Origin of the sequence: Streptomyces sp. CA-135486 (assembly GCF_050936555.1) — a bacterium.
GTDB lineage: Bacteria > Actinomycetota > Actinomycetes > Streptomycetales > Streptomycetaceae > Streptomyces.
In genome coordinates, this window is sequence record NZ_JBNJMM010000001.1 from 3,871,282 (window position 1) to 3,887,496 (window position 16,215).

Here is a 16,215-nt window from a genome sequence, read left to right on the forward strand (position 1 = left end):
CGGAGAGTCCGCCGTCGGCATGGGAATGGCCCCTCCGCCGTTCCGGGGCGAGATGCGGTGGTCGGCCCCTACTGCAACGCGTGTACCGCCGCTCTGAAGAGCGCCGGTGCGCGGTGTGCCGCCGGAACGATCAGGCGGGCCGTCCCGGAGTGCCGGGCCGCTCGCACAAGGCCCGCGGTGAGCACCCGGTGGCGTCTTGTCAGCCGGGCCCAGCGCGCGGGGTAGTCCTGCGGGCGGTCGGCCGCCAGGCATGTGATCGCCGCCGCGGCCGTCGCCATGGCCAGGGCGATGCCTTCGCCCGTCAGCGCGTCGATGTAGCCCGCCGCGTCACCGATCAGCAGGACTCGCCCGGCCCGTGGGGTCCGCGCCCGCTGGCGCAGTGGACCGGCGCCGCGTACCGCACCGATCCCCCGGCCCTGGAGCAGCGCGGCAAGGGCGGGAAACGCCGTCAGGTGCTCATCGTGCGAGCGCCGGTCGCGGCTGAGTACGGCGACCCCCAGCAGGCTGTCCCCTACCGGAGTCACGTACGCCTCTCCGTGTCGCGACCAGTGGACTTCGACGAAGTCCGTCCATGGGGTGATGCGAAAGTGGCGGCGGACGCCGTAGCGGCGCGGTACACCCCGGGGAAGGGCAAGGCCGAGCTCGCGGCGAAGCGGGGAGTGCAGGCCGTCGGCGGCAATGAGCCAACGCGCCGTCAGCCCGGCCGCGCGGACCCGGTCGTGGCCCTGGCGGATCTCCCGCACCTTGCCCGGCAGGATCCGCACTCCGAGTTCTGCGGCCCGTTCGTGCAGGGCGGCGTGCAGCTCGGTCCGTCGCACGCCGAGCCCGGGGCCGTCCCTGAATTCCGCCTCCGCAAGACGCGCCCCCTCGATGTAGCGGATGCCGCGCAGGTCGTGGCCGGGCACCTCGACACCCAGCGAACCCAGCGCCGCCACACCACTGGGCATGATGCCCTCGCCGCAGGCCTTGTCCACGGGAGCGGCGCGGGGTTCGACGACGACGGCTTCCATTCCCGCCCGTGCGGCATGGATCGCCGCCGCCAGGCCTGCCGGGCCGCCGCCCGCCACCAGGAGGTCGATCACGTCCGTGCCTCCGCTGCCGCCGCGGCGGTCAGCGCCTCGTCCTCGCACCGAATGCGTACGGCCATCAGCGTCGCGTTCAGCAGGGTGAAGAGGACGGCCGTCACCCAGGCGCCATGGCACAGCGGCAGCGCCAGGCCCTCCGCGGCGACCGCGACATAGTTGGGGTGGCGCAGCCAGGTGTAGGGCCCGCCGGTGACCAGGGGAAGGCCCGGTACGACGATGACGCGGGTGTTCCACCGGTGTCCGAGCGTACGGATGCACCACCAGCGCAGCGTCTGCGCGGCGGCGACGAAGACCAGCATGGTCCATCCGAGCAGCGGCTGGAACGGGCGGCCGGCCAGCCAGACTTCGGCCAGGCAGCCCGCCAGCAGGGCGGTGTGCAGGGCGACCATCGCCGGGTAGTGGGCGCTGCCGCTCTCCTTGCCGCCGCGGGCCAGGCTCCAACGCGTGTTGCGCAGCGCCACGGCGATTTCGGCGCAACGCTCGCCCGCGACGGCAAGCACCAGCGCGGTGTACCAGATCACGGGTCCTCCGATCTACCAGCGCAGCAGCACGAGTTCGCAGCAGAATCCGGGGCCCATCGCCATCAGCAGGCCGGGCGTTCCCGGTTCGGGCCGTCGCTGCTCCAGCGTGTCCCGAAGGACGTACAGGACGGAGGCCGACGACAGGTTCCCCACCTCGGCGAGCGAGCGCCAGGTGACGTCAAGGGCACCTTCGGGCAGCGAGAGGACTTCCTCGACAGCCTCCAGCACCTTGGGGCCGCCGGGATGGCACACCCAGTGGGCCACATCCTTGGGCTTGAGGCCGTGTTCCTCCAGGAACCCGTGGACGTCGTCGGCGAGATACTGCCGGACGACGTCGGGGATGGCCGCGTCGAGCACCACCTTGAAGCCGGAGCTCTGAATGTCCCAGCCCATCACGCATTCGGTGTCCGGGTACATACGGCTGCGGGTCGCCACCACTTCGGGTCCGGCCTTCGTTGCCCGTCGCTCGCCGACGGCGACCAGGGCGGCTGCCCCGTCGCCGAACAGCCCGGTCGCCACCAGGTTGGCGGGCGTCGCGTCATTGCGCTGGAAGGTGAGGGAGCAGAGTTCGACCGAGAGCAGCACGGCCACATGGTCCGGCCAGCCGAGCAGGTAGTCGTGCAGGCGAGCCAGGCCGGCGGCACCCGCGACACAGCCGAGGCCGAAGACGGGCAGTCGTTTCACGTCGGGTCGGAGGCCGAGCCGCCCGACGAGGCGGGCGTCGATGGAGGGTGCGGCCATGCCGGTGACGGAGGTGAACATCAGCAGATCCACATCGGCCGGCCGCAGCCCCGCGGTCCGTAGTGCACCGCGTACTGCCTCGGTGCCCAGATCGGCGGCCGCGCGGATGAAGACGTCGTTGGCGGCGCCGAGACCGTCGAGCTCGGGATAGCGTTCCAGCGGCAGCACCGCGTGCCGCGTGCGCACCTGTGCGTTCTCGTGGAGCCGGTCAAGGACACGGCGGTCGGCACCCGGGGGCAGGCAGATACGAGCCACCATGTCGGTGACCTCGCGTTGGGTGTGGCGATGCGCTGCGAGGGAGCCGTGAACGGCTGCGATCCGGGTCATCCCGGTGATCGCTTCGGAGGCGTCATGGCCCATCTGTGCCCGCGCGTAGGAACGAAACACCGTAAATAACCCGTGCGGCGGTCACACGGATCCGGGACGGACTGCCTACGCTCGCCCCGTGGGCACTACGGACCAGCACTTGTCCGCCGCGGCCGCCTGGTCGTTCCGCCGCGCGGTGGGGCTCGCTCTGTCGTGTCATCCGGGGCCGGTGATCGCTGTGACCGTCCTCGCTGTCGGACTGTCCGTCAGTGCGGGCCTCACCAGCGCCCGTTGTGCGCTGCTGGGCTCGGCCGTGCTGGCCGGACAGCTCTCGATCGGCTGGTGCAACGACGCCTTCGACGCCCGACGCGATGCCGCGGCCGGCCGCCGTGGCAAGCCGGTGGCCGACGGTGCGGTGAGCCGGAGCGCGGTGTGGGCGGCGGCGCACGCCGCACTCGCGCTGTGTGTGGCACTGTCGCTGGCCTGCGGTGTGCTCGCCGGTACGGTGCACCTGACCGCGGTGGCATCGGCATGGCTGTACAACCTGAGGCTGAAGGCTACGGCGCTGTCCTGGCTTCCGTACGTGGTCGCATTCGGCAGTCTGCCCGCGGTTGTCGCCCTGAGCCTGCCGGGCCATCCCCGGCCTGCGTGGTGGGCCATGACAGCCGGAGCACTGCTCGGCATCGCGGCCCACCTGGGCGACGTACTCCCGGACATCGCCGACGACCTGGAGACCGGAGTGCGCGGTCTGCCGCACCGGCTCGGCATCGCCGGCACCCGGCTGCTGCTGCCGGTCCCGTTGCTGGCAGCAACGGCGGTGCTGGTACTCGGACCTGCGGGGCCGGCCGGCACGTGGGGAGTGGCCGCGCTCGCCGCGGCACCCCTGACAGCGATCGCGGGTCTCGCACTGGGCCGGTACTGGCGCAAGGCAGCGTTCGCCGGGGCGGTCGCCGTCGCGACGTCGGATCTGGCACTGCTTCTGGTGCGTGGTACCAGCCTTGCGTGACCGGGCCAGGAATCCAGCACCAGCCGCCCGGGCGCTGGGCCGTTGCCGAGCGGCTGCCGGCCGAGCTGCTCAGTCACTCCCTTGCGTCGGCTCCGGTGTGCCAGAGCCTTCCGGCGTCTGCGCGACCACGTCCATGGCCTGGGTGAAGAGGCTCTGAAAGGCGGCGGCGTCGAATCCGGGAACGCTGCCGGCATCCAGTTCCACCAGGGGTTCCCGGGAGCCGTCCGGCCGGCGCACGGAGATCTTCACCCGTGATGCCCGGGTACGCAGCCACACCCTCAGTACGGACGCCAGAGCGGTCAGCGCGCCGCTGGTCACGACGACTTCCACCGCCGTGATGCCTCCGCCGAGTGTTCCCGGCACCGCCGCGGCCTGTTCGAGGCGTACGGTCTCCATCTCAGGATTCGCCCTCAGACGGCGAAAGAGGTCGCGCAGCTCGTCGTCTCCGGTCGGCTGCGAGCCGGCCCCCGTGAGGGCCAGTGTGATGTTCTCCATGACGACTCCGTGGTCGGTCGGCGGCCCGAAACGGCCGGGTGTGGCTGGTGGTTGAGGCGGGGAACGGCTGAGAGCACTGCGGGGGGTCATTCGTCGCCGGACGGACAGACCTCCTCGAGCGGTACGTCGTCCGAGTACCGGGGCCAGGCGGCCGCCACTGCCTCGGTGCTCGGCGCCGAGCACAGGCGCTGGATGACGACAGCGGGATCGAGCCGCGAGACGATGACCGTTCCGTCCTCGAAGCCGGCTACGAGCGTGTCCTTGGCACCGAGTTCCAGGGTGGTGACGGGGCTGCCGCCCCCGGGGAAGTCGATCAACGGAAACAGCACGCCGTCATGGTCGGTTCGCCACAGCCATACACGACCGTTGTCGTCCCCCGTCGCCAGCAAGGTCCCGTCCGGGTTGAAGGCCAGGGCCCTGACCGTGTCCGGCAGTGCCGTGCTGCTGGAGGGACCGTCGTCCCCGCCGAGGCGGTACGTCGTGAGCGAGCGTCCGGCCGCCGTGGCGAGCAGGCTCCCCTCGGCGTTGAGTGCGGCGCGTGGCAGGGCGTCGAACCGTTGGTACGGGGTCGACGACTCCCATGCGGGAACGGGAAGGGCAGTTTTCTTCGCGCCTTCGGCCTTGGTGATTCCGTACAGGGCGGCGGAATCGGCATTCTGCACGAAGACTCGGTTGCCCTTGGCGCTGAGCGCCTGTGCCCCGGCGGCCGGGCCCTGTTCGAGCTCCAGACCCGGCAGTCGACGCGGCTTCGGCTGACGGGTCAAGTCCCACAGCGCAGGCCCTTTGTCGTCGGTCGACAGCAGCATGTCGGACAGTGGGGCGTAGGCCGCGGCGGTTCCCTCCACGAACGACGCGGGACGGCGGGGAAGGGCACCCGAGCCGGAAGGCTGCCAGAGCTCGGTGGTGTGACCGCGTCCGGCCACCAGTGCGTGGCCGTCCTGGCGATACGCCAGGAAGCTGACGGCCTGTCCGCCGGAGCCGGCCGGCAGTTCTCCCTCCCCTCGGATGCGCCTCTCGCTCGGGGGGAGGGAGTACCGGCGGATCCTGCCGTCCCGTAACCCGACGGCCAGTGACTGCGCGTCGGGCGCCAGGGCCAGGACGGACGGAGCGGATCCGGGCATGAGCACCGTGGCTGCCAGCCCGGGACGGAGCAGGCCGTGGACGTCCCACAGCCGGGTGGACTTGCCCGTGATGGCCAGCAGACCGGTGGTCCGGCTGAAGACGGCCGTGCGGGCCGGGACCGGGAGAGCCACCGGCGGGGGCATGACCTCCTGCGGCAGTGTGCCGACCGGCTCCGGCCGTTCGGGCCGGCGGATGCCCCACAGCCCCACCGTGTCGGCCGCCACCGCGAGGGTTCCGCCGTCCGGGGAGAAGTCCACAGCCTGCACGGTGCCTGTCGCGAGGGGAAATCCGGCTGCGGGGGAGATCGCTCGGGGGGCGGGGTTGCCGGGGTCCACGTCCCACAGGGCCACTCGGCCTCCGGCCCTGCCCTCGGCCAGCAACCGGCCGTCCCGGCTGAATGCCAGGGGCAGTCCCGACGGCTCCGGCCGGTGGGCGGCGGACAGCGGCTTGCGCAAGGTCGTACTCCCGCCGGTGGTCTGCCCGCCGAGGATCAGGCCGCCGTCGTCGTGGCGCGACGCCATGACGGATCCGACGGGGCTGAAAACGGCGTACGCCCCTGTGAGGGTGCTGCCCGGTGTGAGTGAGCCCTCCGCGGAGATGTTCCACAGGCGCGTGCTGCTCGACGCGGGCGTGGAGGGGAAGGATCCGCTGACGACGGTGGCGGCCGCGAGCGTCCTCCCGTCCGGGCGGAACGTGAGATCAGCCTCGACCACATCGGCCCCCACCGCACCGGAGATGACCACCGGGGTCCGCCGTGGCGGGCCGGGCCCTGTCCGCCACGCCAGCATGACGCCCTCCTCTCCCACGCCCACGAGCAGGTCACCGTCGGGGCTGTAGGCCAGCGAGTCGAGCCAGTCTCCTCGAGGGACGTCGAGTGTCGCGCCGAGCCGGTGCCGCGCGGTGTCCCACAGCCACAGTTCGTCGTGCCGTCCCTGCACGGCCAGTTCGGGCCTGCGGGGGTGGAAGGCCAGGGTTCTGCTGATGGGCAGGACGGTCGTGTCACCGTCGGACTCGGGTGCAGGGGCGGGGGCGGACACACTCGCGTAGAGACCTGCCAGGGCCTGGTCGGTCGGGGCGCTGCGGAAGGCGGCCACGGCGAGCCGGCCCGCGAGTACCGGATCGTTGCTCCGGACGGCGTCCGACCGCGCCGCCAAGCGGCGGGACAGGTCTTCGTCGTGGTGCGTGTCCGCCGCACGTTCCTGCCGGTAGAGAAGCAACCCGGCCGGCATCGCCGCGAGGAGCAGCAATGCCAGCGCCGCGCCGAGCAGCCGCTGCACACGGTCGGTACGGACACGGGCCAGGAGCGATGTCCGTTCCTGCTGCTGGGAGGCGCGCAGGAAGCGCCATCCCAGGCCGCCGAGATCGTCCTCGGGCCGGGCCTCGGCCTCCGCGCAGGCGTCGTCGAGGGCGCGCCCCGCGTAGAGCCTCTGGGGGTCGTTCCCGGAGTCGTGCCAGGCATGGGCGGCCTGGATGATCTGGTGGCGGCGGGCGATCCACTCACGGTCCTCCTCCAGCCACTCGCGCATGGAGGGCCAGGCCAGCAACAGCGCCTCGTGGATGAGCTGGACCGTCTCCCGGCCGCGGGCCGGATCGACGTCGACGGCCACCAAACGGGCATGGTGGAGCAGGTCCAGGATCCTCTCGGCGTCCCGCGGCGCGCCGAGCTCCCTGAGGAGCTGGTCGCGTGCGATGCGGCGGCGTGTCGGGGGACGGCCCTCGACCGACTGGATCAGCCGGGTCAGCAGCAGCCTGGCGGTTCGCCGGTCGGCGAGGTCCAGTTGGTGATAGGCATCGTCCGCCGCTGCGGCGATGGCCCACCGGATTCCTCCGGACGTCTCGTAGGCGGCCCGGGTGAGAACGCCACCCGTACGCCGCTCCCAACTCGCCCGGAGCGCCTGCGCCAGGTGCGGCAGAACACTGGCCTCGTAGCCCGGTTCGGCCGCCGCACCGCTCGAGGTGGCCGGCACCTGCGCTCCGAGCTCGCTCAGGATGAGTTCGGGCAATCCGTCCTCGACCGCCAGGCCCTCGGCGTGCGCCGGGCCGAGGACCGCCTCCCGCACCTCGTCGTGCGCGAGCGGCCCGACGACGATCTGATGGTCCTGCAGAGCCTTCAGGAGTTGCCCGTGGGCGGCCAGGGCCCCGAAGAAGTCGGCGCGCACCGCCAGGAGCACGTGTGCCGCGAGAGGTTCCGATTCGCCCCCGGGCCGGGGGACTGTGGCGCGGGCCGCCGCGCACAGAGCGTCGATGAACGCCGAACGCTCCAAGGGGTCTTCGCACAGGGCGAAGGCCTCCTCGAACTGGTCGACCACGATCACCGGTCCGGTGGTCGTGCCCTTTGCGGCTTCCCTGCCACCGGCCGCGGCCATCTGCCGCACGAGAGCGGTGATGGCCGCCGGGTCTTTGGCGATTTCGGTACGGAGGTCTTCGGGGGGCCGGCCGGCGAAGTCGGCGAGGGCTCGGGCCAGTGCGTCGACCGGCCGGTCCGTCGGCGTGAGCACGATCCGTTGCCGTCGCCGGCTCTCGGCCACTGTGCGTCCCTGCGCCAGATCGGCCAGCACGCCCGCGTGGATGAGCGACGACTTCCCGGAGCCCGATGCCCCGACCAGCATCAACGGCAGCGGCGGCCCGAAAGGAGCGGTCAGCGAGACCGCCAGACGGCTGGTCAGCCGGGCGCGGCCGTGGAACCAGCGGGCGTTGTGTTCGTCGAAGGGCGACAGCCCGGGATAGGGGCATTCGCCGGTGTCCCGGCCGTGCTGTGTCTCTACGGCCGTGCTCACCTCGGCAGCGTCCGGGTGGGCGTTGCGGGCCAGCACCAGCAGTCCGGCGCTGCCCCGCGACTGCATCATCGGCACCGGCGTCAGGTTCCGGGCGAGGTGGGATGCGACGACCTGCAGGGTGAGTTCGGCGGGCAGGTCGGCCGCACCGTGTTGCAGCAACCGGATGAGGCCGCCCGTCATCGCGGTGTGCCGGTCGCCCACCGGCGCGAGCGCCTGCTCGTCATGGGCGGCGGAAACCAGCAGGCAGTTGTGGCGCAGGGGGCCGAGGTCCGCGGAGAGGGCACGACCGGAGTAGCAGCAGTCGAGAATCGCCACCAGAGAGCGTGGCCGGGGGGAGGCGGAGGAGATCTCCTCGAGAAGGTCACGGAAGTCGAGGGAGGCGTACTTCGCGGCTGCTCCCTGCAGCCCGGTCCTGCCGGTGGTCAGCCGCAGTTCGTTGTCCACACCGACGTCCGCGTGGCCGACGAAGTAGAGGAACAACAGGTCGGGGGAGCTGTTCAGGCCTGCCCGCACGGCGCCGATGATGTCCTCGGGCCCCGGCGGGTCCACCACGGTCGTGATGCGCTCGGGGGGCATGGCACATCGATCGGCCAGCAGCCCGGCGAGATCCTCGGCGGAGTGCCTGGCCGCAGGCACCGGGGGAAACCGTTCGGGGTCGCTGGTGTGGCCGGTCGCCACCAGGACCGCGGCGGCGCCGGGCGCGGCGAGTGCGGCGGGAGGGAACACCACTGGCGTTGTCATCCCGTTGCCCTTCCGGCCGGTGTCTGCCGGAGAGTCGCGTCGTCGCTCAACGCAGGGGCCGACAGTCGGCCGATACGGGACCGCCGCCATCGCACGAGCAGCGGCCGGGGGAGTACGAGAAGCCACATCCGGCCACCGAGCCGTCCGGCCCGGCGCCTCAACGCGGCGCAGACCTGGTCGCTGCGGTCCCAGGCACGGTCGGCGTCCTCCTCCGCCAGGTACGGTCGGCCGCCGTCGTTTTCCCCGGAATCCGGCTCGTCGTACAGCGCCCGGTTGGCGGTACGCGCGAGGGCGACGGTCGAAACCACGGCGTCGGGCCCCGCGGTTTCTGCCATGAGCCGGGATATCTGGGTGACGTCCGCCGATGGCCCGATACGGACGCCGGTGTCACCGAGGCAATCCACGGCGGACCGCCAGGCGCCGCGCGCCCGTTCGGCGGGTGGGCCGACCCGCCGGGCACGCCGGGAGCGCACCGCGGGCAGCACGACCAGCCGCAGGGCCCGTGCTCCGTACAGCGCCGCCGCTAGCAGGCTGCACAGCACCGCGATCAGTGCACCGACATCACGGAGGTGCGTGCTCGGCAGGGCTCGCGGGACGGGCCGTACGGACTTCGGCGGGTTGGCGGGGCTTGGGGAGGCGTTCTGCGATGCCTGCGACGGCCGGGGTTTTGCCGAGGAAGGAGGCGGCTCCGCAGCGGAGTTCCGGGCGCGGCCGGCAGGCGGTACGGGGTCGAAGGGCACCCAGCCCGCGTCCGCGAAGTACACCTCGTTCCAGACCCTCGCGTCGCCGCCCCTGACCTGATGAGGGGCGTCGGTTCCGGCTGCGCGCGGTGTGAAGCCGACCACGAGTCGCGCGGGCAGTCCTGAAGAGCGTGCGGCAAGGGCGAAGACGGTGGCGAACAGCGCCGGCGGTCCCTGCTTGTCCTGAAGGAATCGTGCGATTCCGCCGTACGAGGGCAGGCCCGGGGAACCGGGAAGGTGCGTGTACGAGGTGCGCAGCCGGGTGGCGATCGCGGTCGCACGAGCGTACGGGGCATGCGTGCCGGTGGTGACGCCGCGGGTGAACTCCTGGAGTGCCGTGGGTGATCCGGGCGGTACGTCGAGCGCCGCGGGACGGGTGGATCCGGCGCGCAGCGCCGGGAGCCGGAACTGCGGCGGGCGGGCCGGGGGCGTCGAATCGACCGTGTAGGCGGTGCCTGGTCCGAGGTGATCCACGGTCATCACGGTGCCGTCCTGCGGGTTGGCGGCCAGGGCCGGGCCGGTGACGCGGAAGGGTCGCGCCGGGACCGGCAGGAAGCTCCCGTCGAGTCCGTTCACCACGACGCGGTTGTGCCATGTCCGGTGGGACGGGGCGAGGGATGGCCCGCCGGAGGGGATGCTGCCGCCCGTGGGGACGAAGGCGCCGTCAAGCGACCAGCGTTCGCCGTTGAAGAGAGTCAGCGTGCACAGACGCCAGCGGTCGGGCGCGCCGCCGGTCACGGTGAAGAGGTGTTGACGGGGCGATCGCTGCCAGCGTGGAAGCTGTGCGAGCGGGTCGACGGCGGGAGCGGCGTGCACAGGAGCCCTGAACCGGTCCCGGACGTCATATCCGTTGTCTCCGTGTAGCCATGGCATCGACTGCGTCACGCCCGCGGCGACGGCGGCCAGTACCGCGATCCAGGCCGCTGCGGTGGCGCCGCTCAGGCGGATGGCGGTCGGCCGTTGGAGCAGGTTCCCGGCACGGACCGGCAGTCGCCGCACCGCCGGACGCTGTCCGAGCAGGAGCCCCAGGGACGCGGTGAAGGCGAGGGCCTGTGGCAGGACCGACGCCTCGCCCGGCACGCAGCAGGCCACGGCGGTGACCATCAAGACCGTCGCGGGGAGGCAGGCGACGGCTCGCACCCGTACGCGTAGGGCGGCCTCCGAACCCACCGCCGATGCCAGCCATGTGGTCAGAAAGGGAAACGTGAGCAGGACCGGATCGTCGGGTGCCGGCAGTCCGGTGCTCAGCAGTCGTGCCCATCCGTCCAGGGCCGCTCCGCCCGTGGCACGCAGGGCCGGCCACAGGGCGGTGAGATCCTCGGCACCACCGAAGAGGACGATCGCGCAGCCAAACACGCCCAGCGCGACCGAAGCCGACAGCGTCCGTTCCACCGGCGGTCTGCTGCGCCGCCATGCCAGGGCCGCGGTGCACAACGCCGGTGTCAGCGCGGCGACGGTGAGCGGCAGCAGGAGGGGCTGGAGGCCGAACGCCCGGTGGAAGGCCAGTCCGGCACTCCAGGCCGCGGCCCCGGCGAACAGTGGCGCGGCGATCTGGTGCCCGTCCCGCGTCTTCGCCCTGCCCGCCGCAGGCCGCTGTGTCACCGGCGCGAGGACCCCCGTCATGGGCGCCCTCCCCTGCTCGCCCGTTGTGCGGCCGTGGCCCACAAGGCCGCCGCGTGAACGGCGTCGGCGGCCTGGTGAACGCTGGCCCGCCCGGCGGGCGGGCCAGCCGGGTACCTTCCGGCGCCGTGGGGAGACAGGCGTATGACGACGACCCGTGAACCGGGGCCGAGAAGGTGACGGGGCAATGCCGGGGGAGCGGGCCGGGCCGCACCGGTGACCACGGTGAAGCACGAGTCCTTGGAGAGGACGCACGCCCGTCCTGCTTCGGCGCGGGTGGCGGTCGCTACGTCACCGGAACCACCGTCCGGGTCTGTTCGGGGCCGGACCCGGGACAGGGCGGTCAGCACCTGCGGTACGCCGGTGTGCTCCACTCGCCGAAGGCGGGCACCTGCCTCGCGCTGCCACAGGTGTCCGGCCGCCCCTGCGCGGAGTGCGCCGACGAGCAGGGAGGCCGTCAGGTCGACGGCGTGCTCGAAGGACTCCTCCCCGTCGTACGCCGAGGCATCCAGGTCGAGCAGTACGTGCAGGCTGGGCAGAGCAGGTTCGCTCGACCTGCGGATCAGCAGCTGTCCGGTGCGGACGCTGCTGAGCCAGTGAATGTGGCGTGGATCGTCGCCAGGGGTGTACTCGCGCAGGGCGAAGAAATCGCCGGCGAGTGTGGGCGTGGCCCGCCGTCCGGTGCCGGTTGCGGTGGCCGTGCGGGAAGCGGCCCGTACCGCCACCGATACGAGCGCGGGGTTCACCTGGACGGTCCGGCCGTCGGCCACCCTCGTGTCCTTCCGGAAGAGGCCGAGGGGGTCCTGTTGTCGCACGATCAGGGGCCCCGCACGGAACACCCCGCGCCGGTGCACGGACAGTTCGGCCGTCAGCGTGATGGATCCCGCTGCCGGGCGTGGCAGTACGTGCGACTCGGCCGGCCGGTCCGGGTTCTGGGAGATCAGGTGCAACTCGGCGAACAGCGGCAGCCGCCCCTCCCGCTCGATGCCGATGGTGAGACCCACGTTCTGTCCACGCACCACCGACCGCGTGCGCACCCGCACCGTCGCCCCCAGCCGGACTCGGCGGGCGACCCCGGCCCGGCCGGCGCCGAGGGCCAGGAATCCGGCGGCGGCGGGCAGGGCGAGAGCGGGGGACGCCAGCAGCGCGGACGCCACCAGCAGCAGGCCCGAGGTGATGAGGACGGCGATGCCGGTCCGCGTGATCAACGGGGTACCTTCACCCGGTCGAGGACTTCGGCGACCATGGTGTCGGGGCCGGACGGGGCGCTGTCCGTCTCCTCGTTGAGCAGCAGTCGGTGCGCCAGCACGGGGCCGGCCAGCGCCTTCACGTCCTCGGGTACGACGAAGTGGCGCTGGTCGGAGGCCGCCCATACGCGTGCGGCGCGCAGTAGCGCGAGCGCGGCGCGGGGGCTGGCGCCGAGCCGGATATCCCCGTTGGGGACTCGGGTGGCGGCCACGATGGAGACGATGTAGCGGTGCACATGGTCGCTCACGACGACCCGGCGACCCAAGTCGGCGAGGCGCCGGACCTGCCTGACATCCATGACCGGGCTGAGGGCTTCGGGCGCGACGGTGCGGCCTTCGTTCCTGAGCAGCCCCAGCTCCGTTTCCTCACTGGGGTACCCGATGCGCATTCTCATCATGAAACGGTCGAGTTGAGCCTCGGGCAGCGCGTAAGTGCCGTCGAAATCCACGGGGTTCTGGGTCGCCATCACCATGAAGGGGCGCGGAACCGGATGTGATTTTCCGGCCACGGTCACCTGTCCTTCCTCCATGACCTCCAGTAGTGCCGACTGCGTCTTGGGAGATGCCCGGTTCACTTCGTCGCAGATGACGACATTGGCGAAGACCGGGCCGGCGAAGAATTGAAAGTCCCCCTGCCGGGCGGCTTCCAGCCCGGGAGGAAAGCTCACCCCGGTGATGTCCGAGGGCAGCAGGTCCGGCGTGAACTGGATGCGGCTGCACTCGCCTCCGATCGAGGCCGCGATGGCACGGGCGAGTGAGGTCTTGCCCACGCCCGGGACGTCCTCGATCAGCAAATGGCCCTCGGAGAGCAGCGCTGTGAGGGCAAGGCGGACGGCGTGCGTCTTGCCGGTGAGTACCTGCTCGACGTTTTTCAGCAGGCTGTGGAATCCCTCCGCGAGGTGGCTCACGCCGCTTTGGGGTTCCATGGGGAACTGAGACACGGTCACGTGCTTTCCGCTGGGTCGTTCGGTCAGGGCAATGGTGGTGCGGTTTCGTTCTCAGGGGATGCGCCACAGTGCGGTGGTGCTCTCGCCGGTCACGGCGAGGATCGTTCCGGTCGGACTGAACGCGAGCGTGGTCTGTTGGCCGGCGGGGATGCGGTGCAGCAGTCTGGGGCGGTCGGGCCGTGTGACGTTCCACAGTGTCACTGCGGGCGAGCCGGTGCTGCCGTGGTCACCCACGAGGGCCAGCAGCCCGCCGTCCTGGCTGAAGGCGGCCCAGTGGGAGTTCGTCACGCCTGGCAGTGGTGCGACCGTCTCCGGGTTCCCCGGGTCGGTGAGGTCGATCAGTACCGCGCCCTTGGCCGGGTCGTTGCCGACGAGGATCCGGTCGCGGGGTGCGAACGTGGCGCCCTTGAGGCCCTGAAGCAGGCTGACCTGGCGGGGATGTTGGGGATCGGAGACGTCGATGATCGCTGTACCGGTGCCCACCTGGGCGGCGAGGAGGGTGCTGTCCGCGCTGAAGGACGTCTTCCATACGACGCTGGTCTCCTGGAGGCCGTTGGCGGTGATGAACCGGGGAGCGGTGGGGTCGGTGATGTCCCACAGCAGGATGGAGCCGCCCGTCCCCAGGATGTTGGCGAAGCCGGACGCCATCATCCGCCCGTCGGGGGATATGGCGAGATCGCTGCTGTGGCGCGTCGAGCTGTGGTCGACCAACAGCTGTGGAGACGAGGGATCGTGAACGTCGAACGACATGAGGTGGAAGGCGCTGAGTACGAGAGCGACCGCCCCGTCCGGTGTGAACACAGCGCTGTGGAACTGCTGCTGCTCGGGGAGCGGCAGCGTGGCGATCCGCCTGTGCCGAGCCGGGTCGGTCACGTCCCAGAGTTCGTCACTCAGCGCCAGAATGGTGCCGCCCGGGCGGAACCGGGGCAGGCCGACGGCGGGGATGGTGGCCAGCAGTTCGGGCTTGCCCTGCCCCGGGGGCTCGCCGGACGGCACCACCGGCTGCGACGGGCCGCTGCTCGCCGATGGCGAGGGCTTCCCGGAGCCCGTGCCGGGCCCACTGTGGCTCGGGCCCGGCCCCCCGGTTCGGCCCGGTCCGGTGCTGCCGGGCGCCGGGGCGTGTCCGCTGCTGCCAGGGGCCGGAGACCTGCTGGTCCCGTCGGAGGCCGGGGACTCTCCTGGCGCGGTGGAGCCGGCCGACGACGGACGTGTGGAAGGCGGGGGGCTGGTCGCATCCGTCGGCTTCGGATGCGGGGTGTGCGCGGGCACGGCGGGACCGGGGCTCGCCGAGGGCGGCACGGCCGGATCGTACTTGCGGAAAAACCGTGTCTTTCCCTGCCGGACGACCACTCCTTCAGGGCCCTGGGGGTCATGGATCCAGACCGACCCCTCGCGCTCGAACAACTGGAGTTCGGCGGGGTCGCGGGTCACGACGATCGGCGCGAGGCGAGTGCCTGAGGAGATGTCGACGACATGGACGCGGCCGCTGTCGGGGAGATAGACCCGGTCGCCCGACTCCACGAGCGGGCCGTGGAATCCGCCCTTGCCCCCTGCCGCCGCCTTGACGCCGGCGACCTGATGGCCGGTGTGCGGGTCGATGGCCAGCACCGTGCCGGACGACAGCAGTACCACCAGGTGTCGGGCGGACGAGGAGGACGCGCCCACGCCGATGACCGGATCCTCCCGTGACACGACGTCGGGGAGAGGGATGCGCGAGCCGGCTCCGCTTCCGGACACCGGGACGAAATAGCCCCTCTCGGCGTCGACGGCCAGCACCTGTCCCCTCACGGTGCTGAGCAGGATGTGGTCCCCGGCGTCGCCGACCAAGGTGCGTTCCTTGGCCGAGCGGTCTCTTACCGCCACTACCGCACCGGCCGAGGGGACGGCGGCCCACAGGATCCCTTCTCCATCCGCTGCCAGCTGTCCGATGGGCGCGCCGAGGCGTAGGACGTCGCCATGCCGGGAGGGGGTTTCGGTGTGTAACCGGGTGAGCTCGCCGCTCCTGGAATTCACGCAGTACAGCCCTGTACCCACTGGCCACTGAGTGCAGTTGTGACTGGTGGCGAACGGTCCGTTCACTCGAAGACTGACAGGGTCCACGACGGAGTACGCGTTGTGTCCGGGATCGGTGACGACGACCCTGCGCCCCGGAGCCGATGCGGTTGACGCGTGGACACCGGATCCGGACGGTTCACCGCTGCCGACGGGGTCGCCCGACTCGACAACGGACACATTCCGCTGCCCCCGCAACGACCGTACGGGCAGCTGGTACTGAGGAAGCGCCGCGATCCCGTTCACCTGCGTCAGCAGACCCGGTCCGGTGCTCGCGAGCCACACGGCACCACCGTCCAGCCGCGGCAGCACTCTGTCCTCCGGTCGGCCGAAGACAATGGCCGAGGACGTGACCACGACACCGGCCAGGACCAGGACGACGACGGGACGGCGCCGACGCCATCCATGCGCACCACGCCGACGAAGTAGCTGACCCCCTGCCATCCGTTGCGCACACTCCGATTCTCGTCGGCGGTTTGGGGCAAGTCGCCCGTCACCGGGGCCCTGAGGTGACCGGCGGGAGCATTTCCCAGCTAACAAGCGGCGGTTCGCCGACAGGTTGCCTTTCATGTCAGTGCACTCGATCGAGTGACTTCATCAAGCGAATGTTCGATACGACGGACGGTGGAGACCGGATCCTCCTGCGCCGGGTGCGAGGCGCGCCGGGGGCTCTTTGCTCCGTCAGTCTTCCGGCCTGCCGGCCTGGGTGCCGGCCGCCGCCCGCCAGCGGATTAGGGCCCCGTGCGTGGCGAGCATGGATCCTCACCCGCTCCACCTCACCGGAGCCGCCCGCCTGAAGCGCGGCCGCCGTCCGG

General features: G+C 71.6%; 10 protein-coding genes. 1 reads left to right on the plus strand and 9 read right to left on the minus strand.

From position 1 onward, the window contains the following. Positions 1-68: 68 nt before the first annotated feature. The 3 genes from ACQEVG_RS17435 to ACQEVG_RS17445 are packed head-to-tail and all read right to left on the minus strand — an operon-like array spanning position 69 to position 2,674. Complete coding sequence (locus ACQEVG_RS17435) at positions 69-1,082, minus strand: NAD(P)/FAD-dependent oxidoreductase (protein WP_432984121.1); 1,014 nt, start codon at positions 1,080-1,082, stop codon at positions 69-71. Beyond that, the gene (locus ACQEVG_RS17440) at positions 1,079-1,606 is read right to left on the minus strand and encodes an isoprenylcysteine carboxyl methyltransferase family protein (protein WP_432984124.1); all 528 of its coding nucleotides are present in this window, start codon (positions 1,604-1,606) and stop codon (positions 1,079-1,081) included. Before ACQEVG_RS17440 ends, ACQEVG_RS17435 begins: the two co-directional genes overlap by 4 nt. A 12-nt stretch (positions 1,607-1,618) precedes the next feature. Then, entirely contained in the window at positions 1,619-2,674 is a 1,056-nt protein-coding gene (locus tag ACQEVG_RS17445; RefSeq protein ID WP_432985437.1) for a type III polyketide synthase, read from the minus strand. A 118-nt stretch (positions 2,675-2,792) separates the two neighbouring features. Between ACQEVG_RS17445 and ACQEVG_RS17450 the strand changes: the two genes are divergently transcribed. After that, complete coding sequence (locus ACQEVG_RS17450; RefSeq protein ID WP_432984127.1) at positions 2,793-3,659, plus strand: UbiA family prenyltransferase; 867 nt, start codon at positions 2,793-2,795, stop codon at positions 3,657-3,659. Positions 3,660-3,728: 69 nt separating this feature from the next. On the opposite strand, the gene ACQEVG_RS17455 is transcribed toward ACQEVG_RS17450, so the two are convergent. The 6 genes from ACQEVG_RS17455 to ACQEVG_RS17480 form a co-directional block, all read right to left on the minus strand. Further along, complete coding sequence (locus tag ACQEVG_RS17455; protein ID WP_432984130.1) at positions 3,729-4,154, minus strand: effector-associated constant component EACC1; 426 nt, start codon at positions 4,152-4,154, stop codon at positions 3,729-3,731. An 86-nt stretch (positions 4,155-4,240) separates the two neighbouring features. Continuing rightward, positions 4,241-8,794 (minus strand): hypothetical protein, encoded by a 4,554-nt coding sequence (locus ACQEVG_RS17460; protein ID WP_432984133.1) that lies wholly within the window; start codon positions 8,792-8,794, stop codon positions 4,241-4,243. Next, the gene (locus ACQEVG_RS17465; protein WP_432984136.1) at positions 8,791-11,157 is read right to left on the minus strand and encodes a transglutaminaseTgpA domain-containing protein; all 2,367 of its coding nucleotides are present in this window, start codon (positions 11,155-11,157) and stop codon (positions 8,791-8,793) included. Before ACQEVG_RS17465 ends, ACQEVG_RS17460 begins: the two co-directional genes overlap by 4 nt. After that, complete coding sequence (locus ACQEVG_RS17470) at positions 11,154-12,362, minus strand: DUF58 domain-containing protein (protein ID WP_432984139.1); 1,209 nt, start codon at positions 12,360-12,362, stop codon at positions 11,154-11,156. The genes ACQEVG_RS17465 and ACQEVG_RS17470 overlap by 4 nt, the downstream gene beginning before the upstream one ends. Beyond that, a complete protein-coding gene (locus ACQEVG_RS17475) occupies positions 12,359-13,309 on the minus strand; it encodes an AAA family ATPase (RefSeq protein ID WP_432984142.1) in 951 nt (316 codons plus the stop codon). Before ACQEVG_RS17475 ends, ACQEVG_RS17470 begins: the two co-directional genes overlap by 4 nt. Before the next feature lie 90 nt (positions 13,310-13,399). Beyond that, on the minus strand, positions 13,400-15,175 hold the full coding sequence (locus tag ACQEVG_RS17480; protein ID WP_432984145.1) for a hypothetical protein: 1,776 nt from the start codon (positions 15,173-15,175) through the stop codon (positions 13,400-13,402). Between the last annotated feature and the right edge of the window lie 1,040 nt (positions 15,176-16,215).

Coding starts and splice junctions, on each gene's coding strand:
- ACQEVG_RS17445 (WP_432985437.1), bottom strand. CDS start 2,674: ATGACCCGGATCGCAGCCGTTCACGGCTCCCTCGCAGCGCATCGCCAC.
- ACQEVG_RS17455 (WP_432984130.1), bottom strand. CDS start 4,154: ATGGAGAACATCACACTGGCCCTCACGGGGGCCGGCTCGCAGCCGACC.
- ACQEVG_RS17460 (WP_432984133.1), bottom strand. CDS start 8,794: ATGACAACGCCAGTGGTGTTCCCTCCCGCCGCACTCGCCGCGCCCGGC.
- ACQEVG_RS17465 (WP_432984136.1), bottom strand. CDS start 11,157: ATGACGGGGGTCCTCGCGCCGGTGACACAGCGGCCTGCGGCGGGCAGG.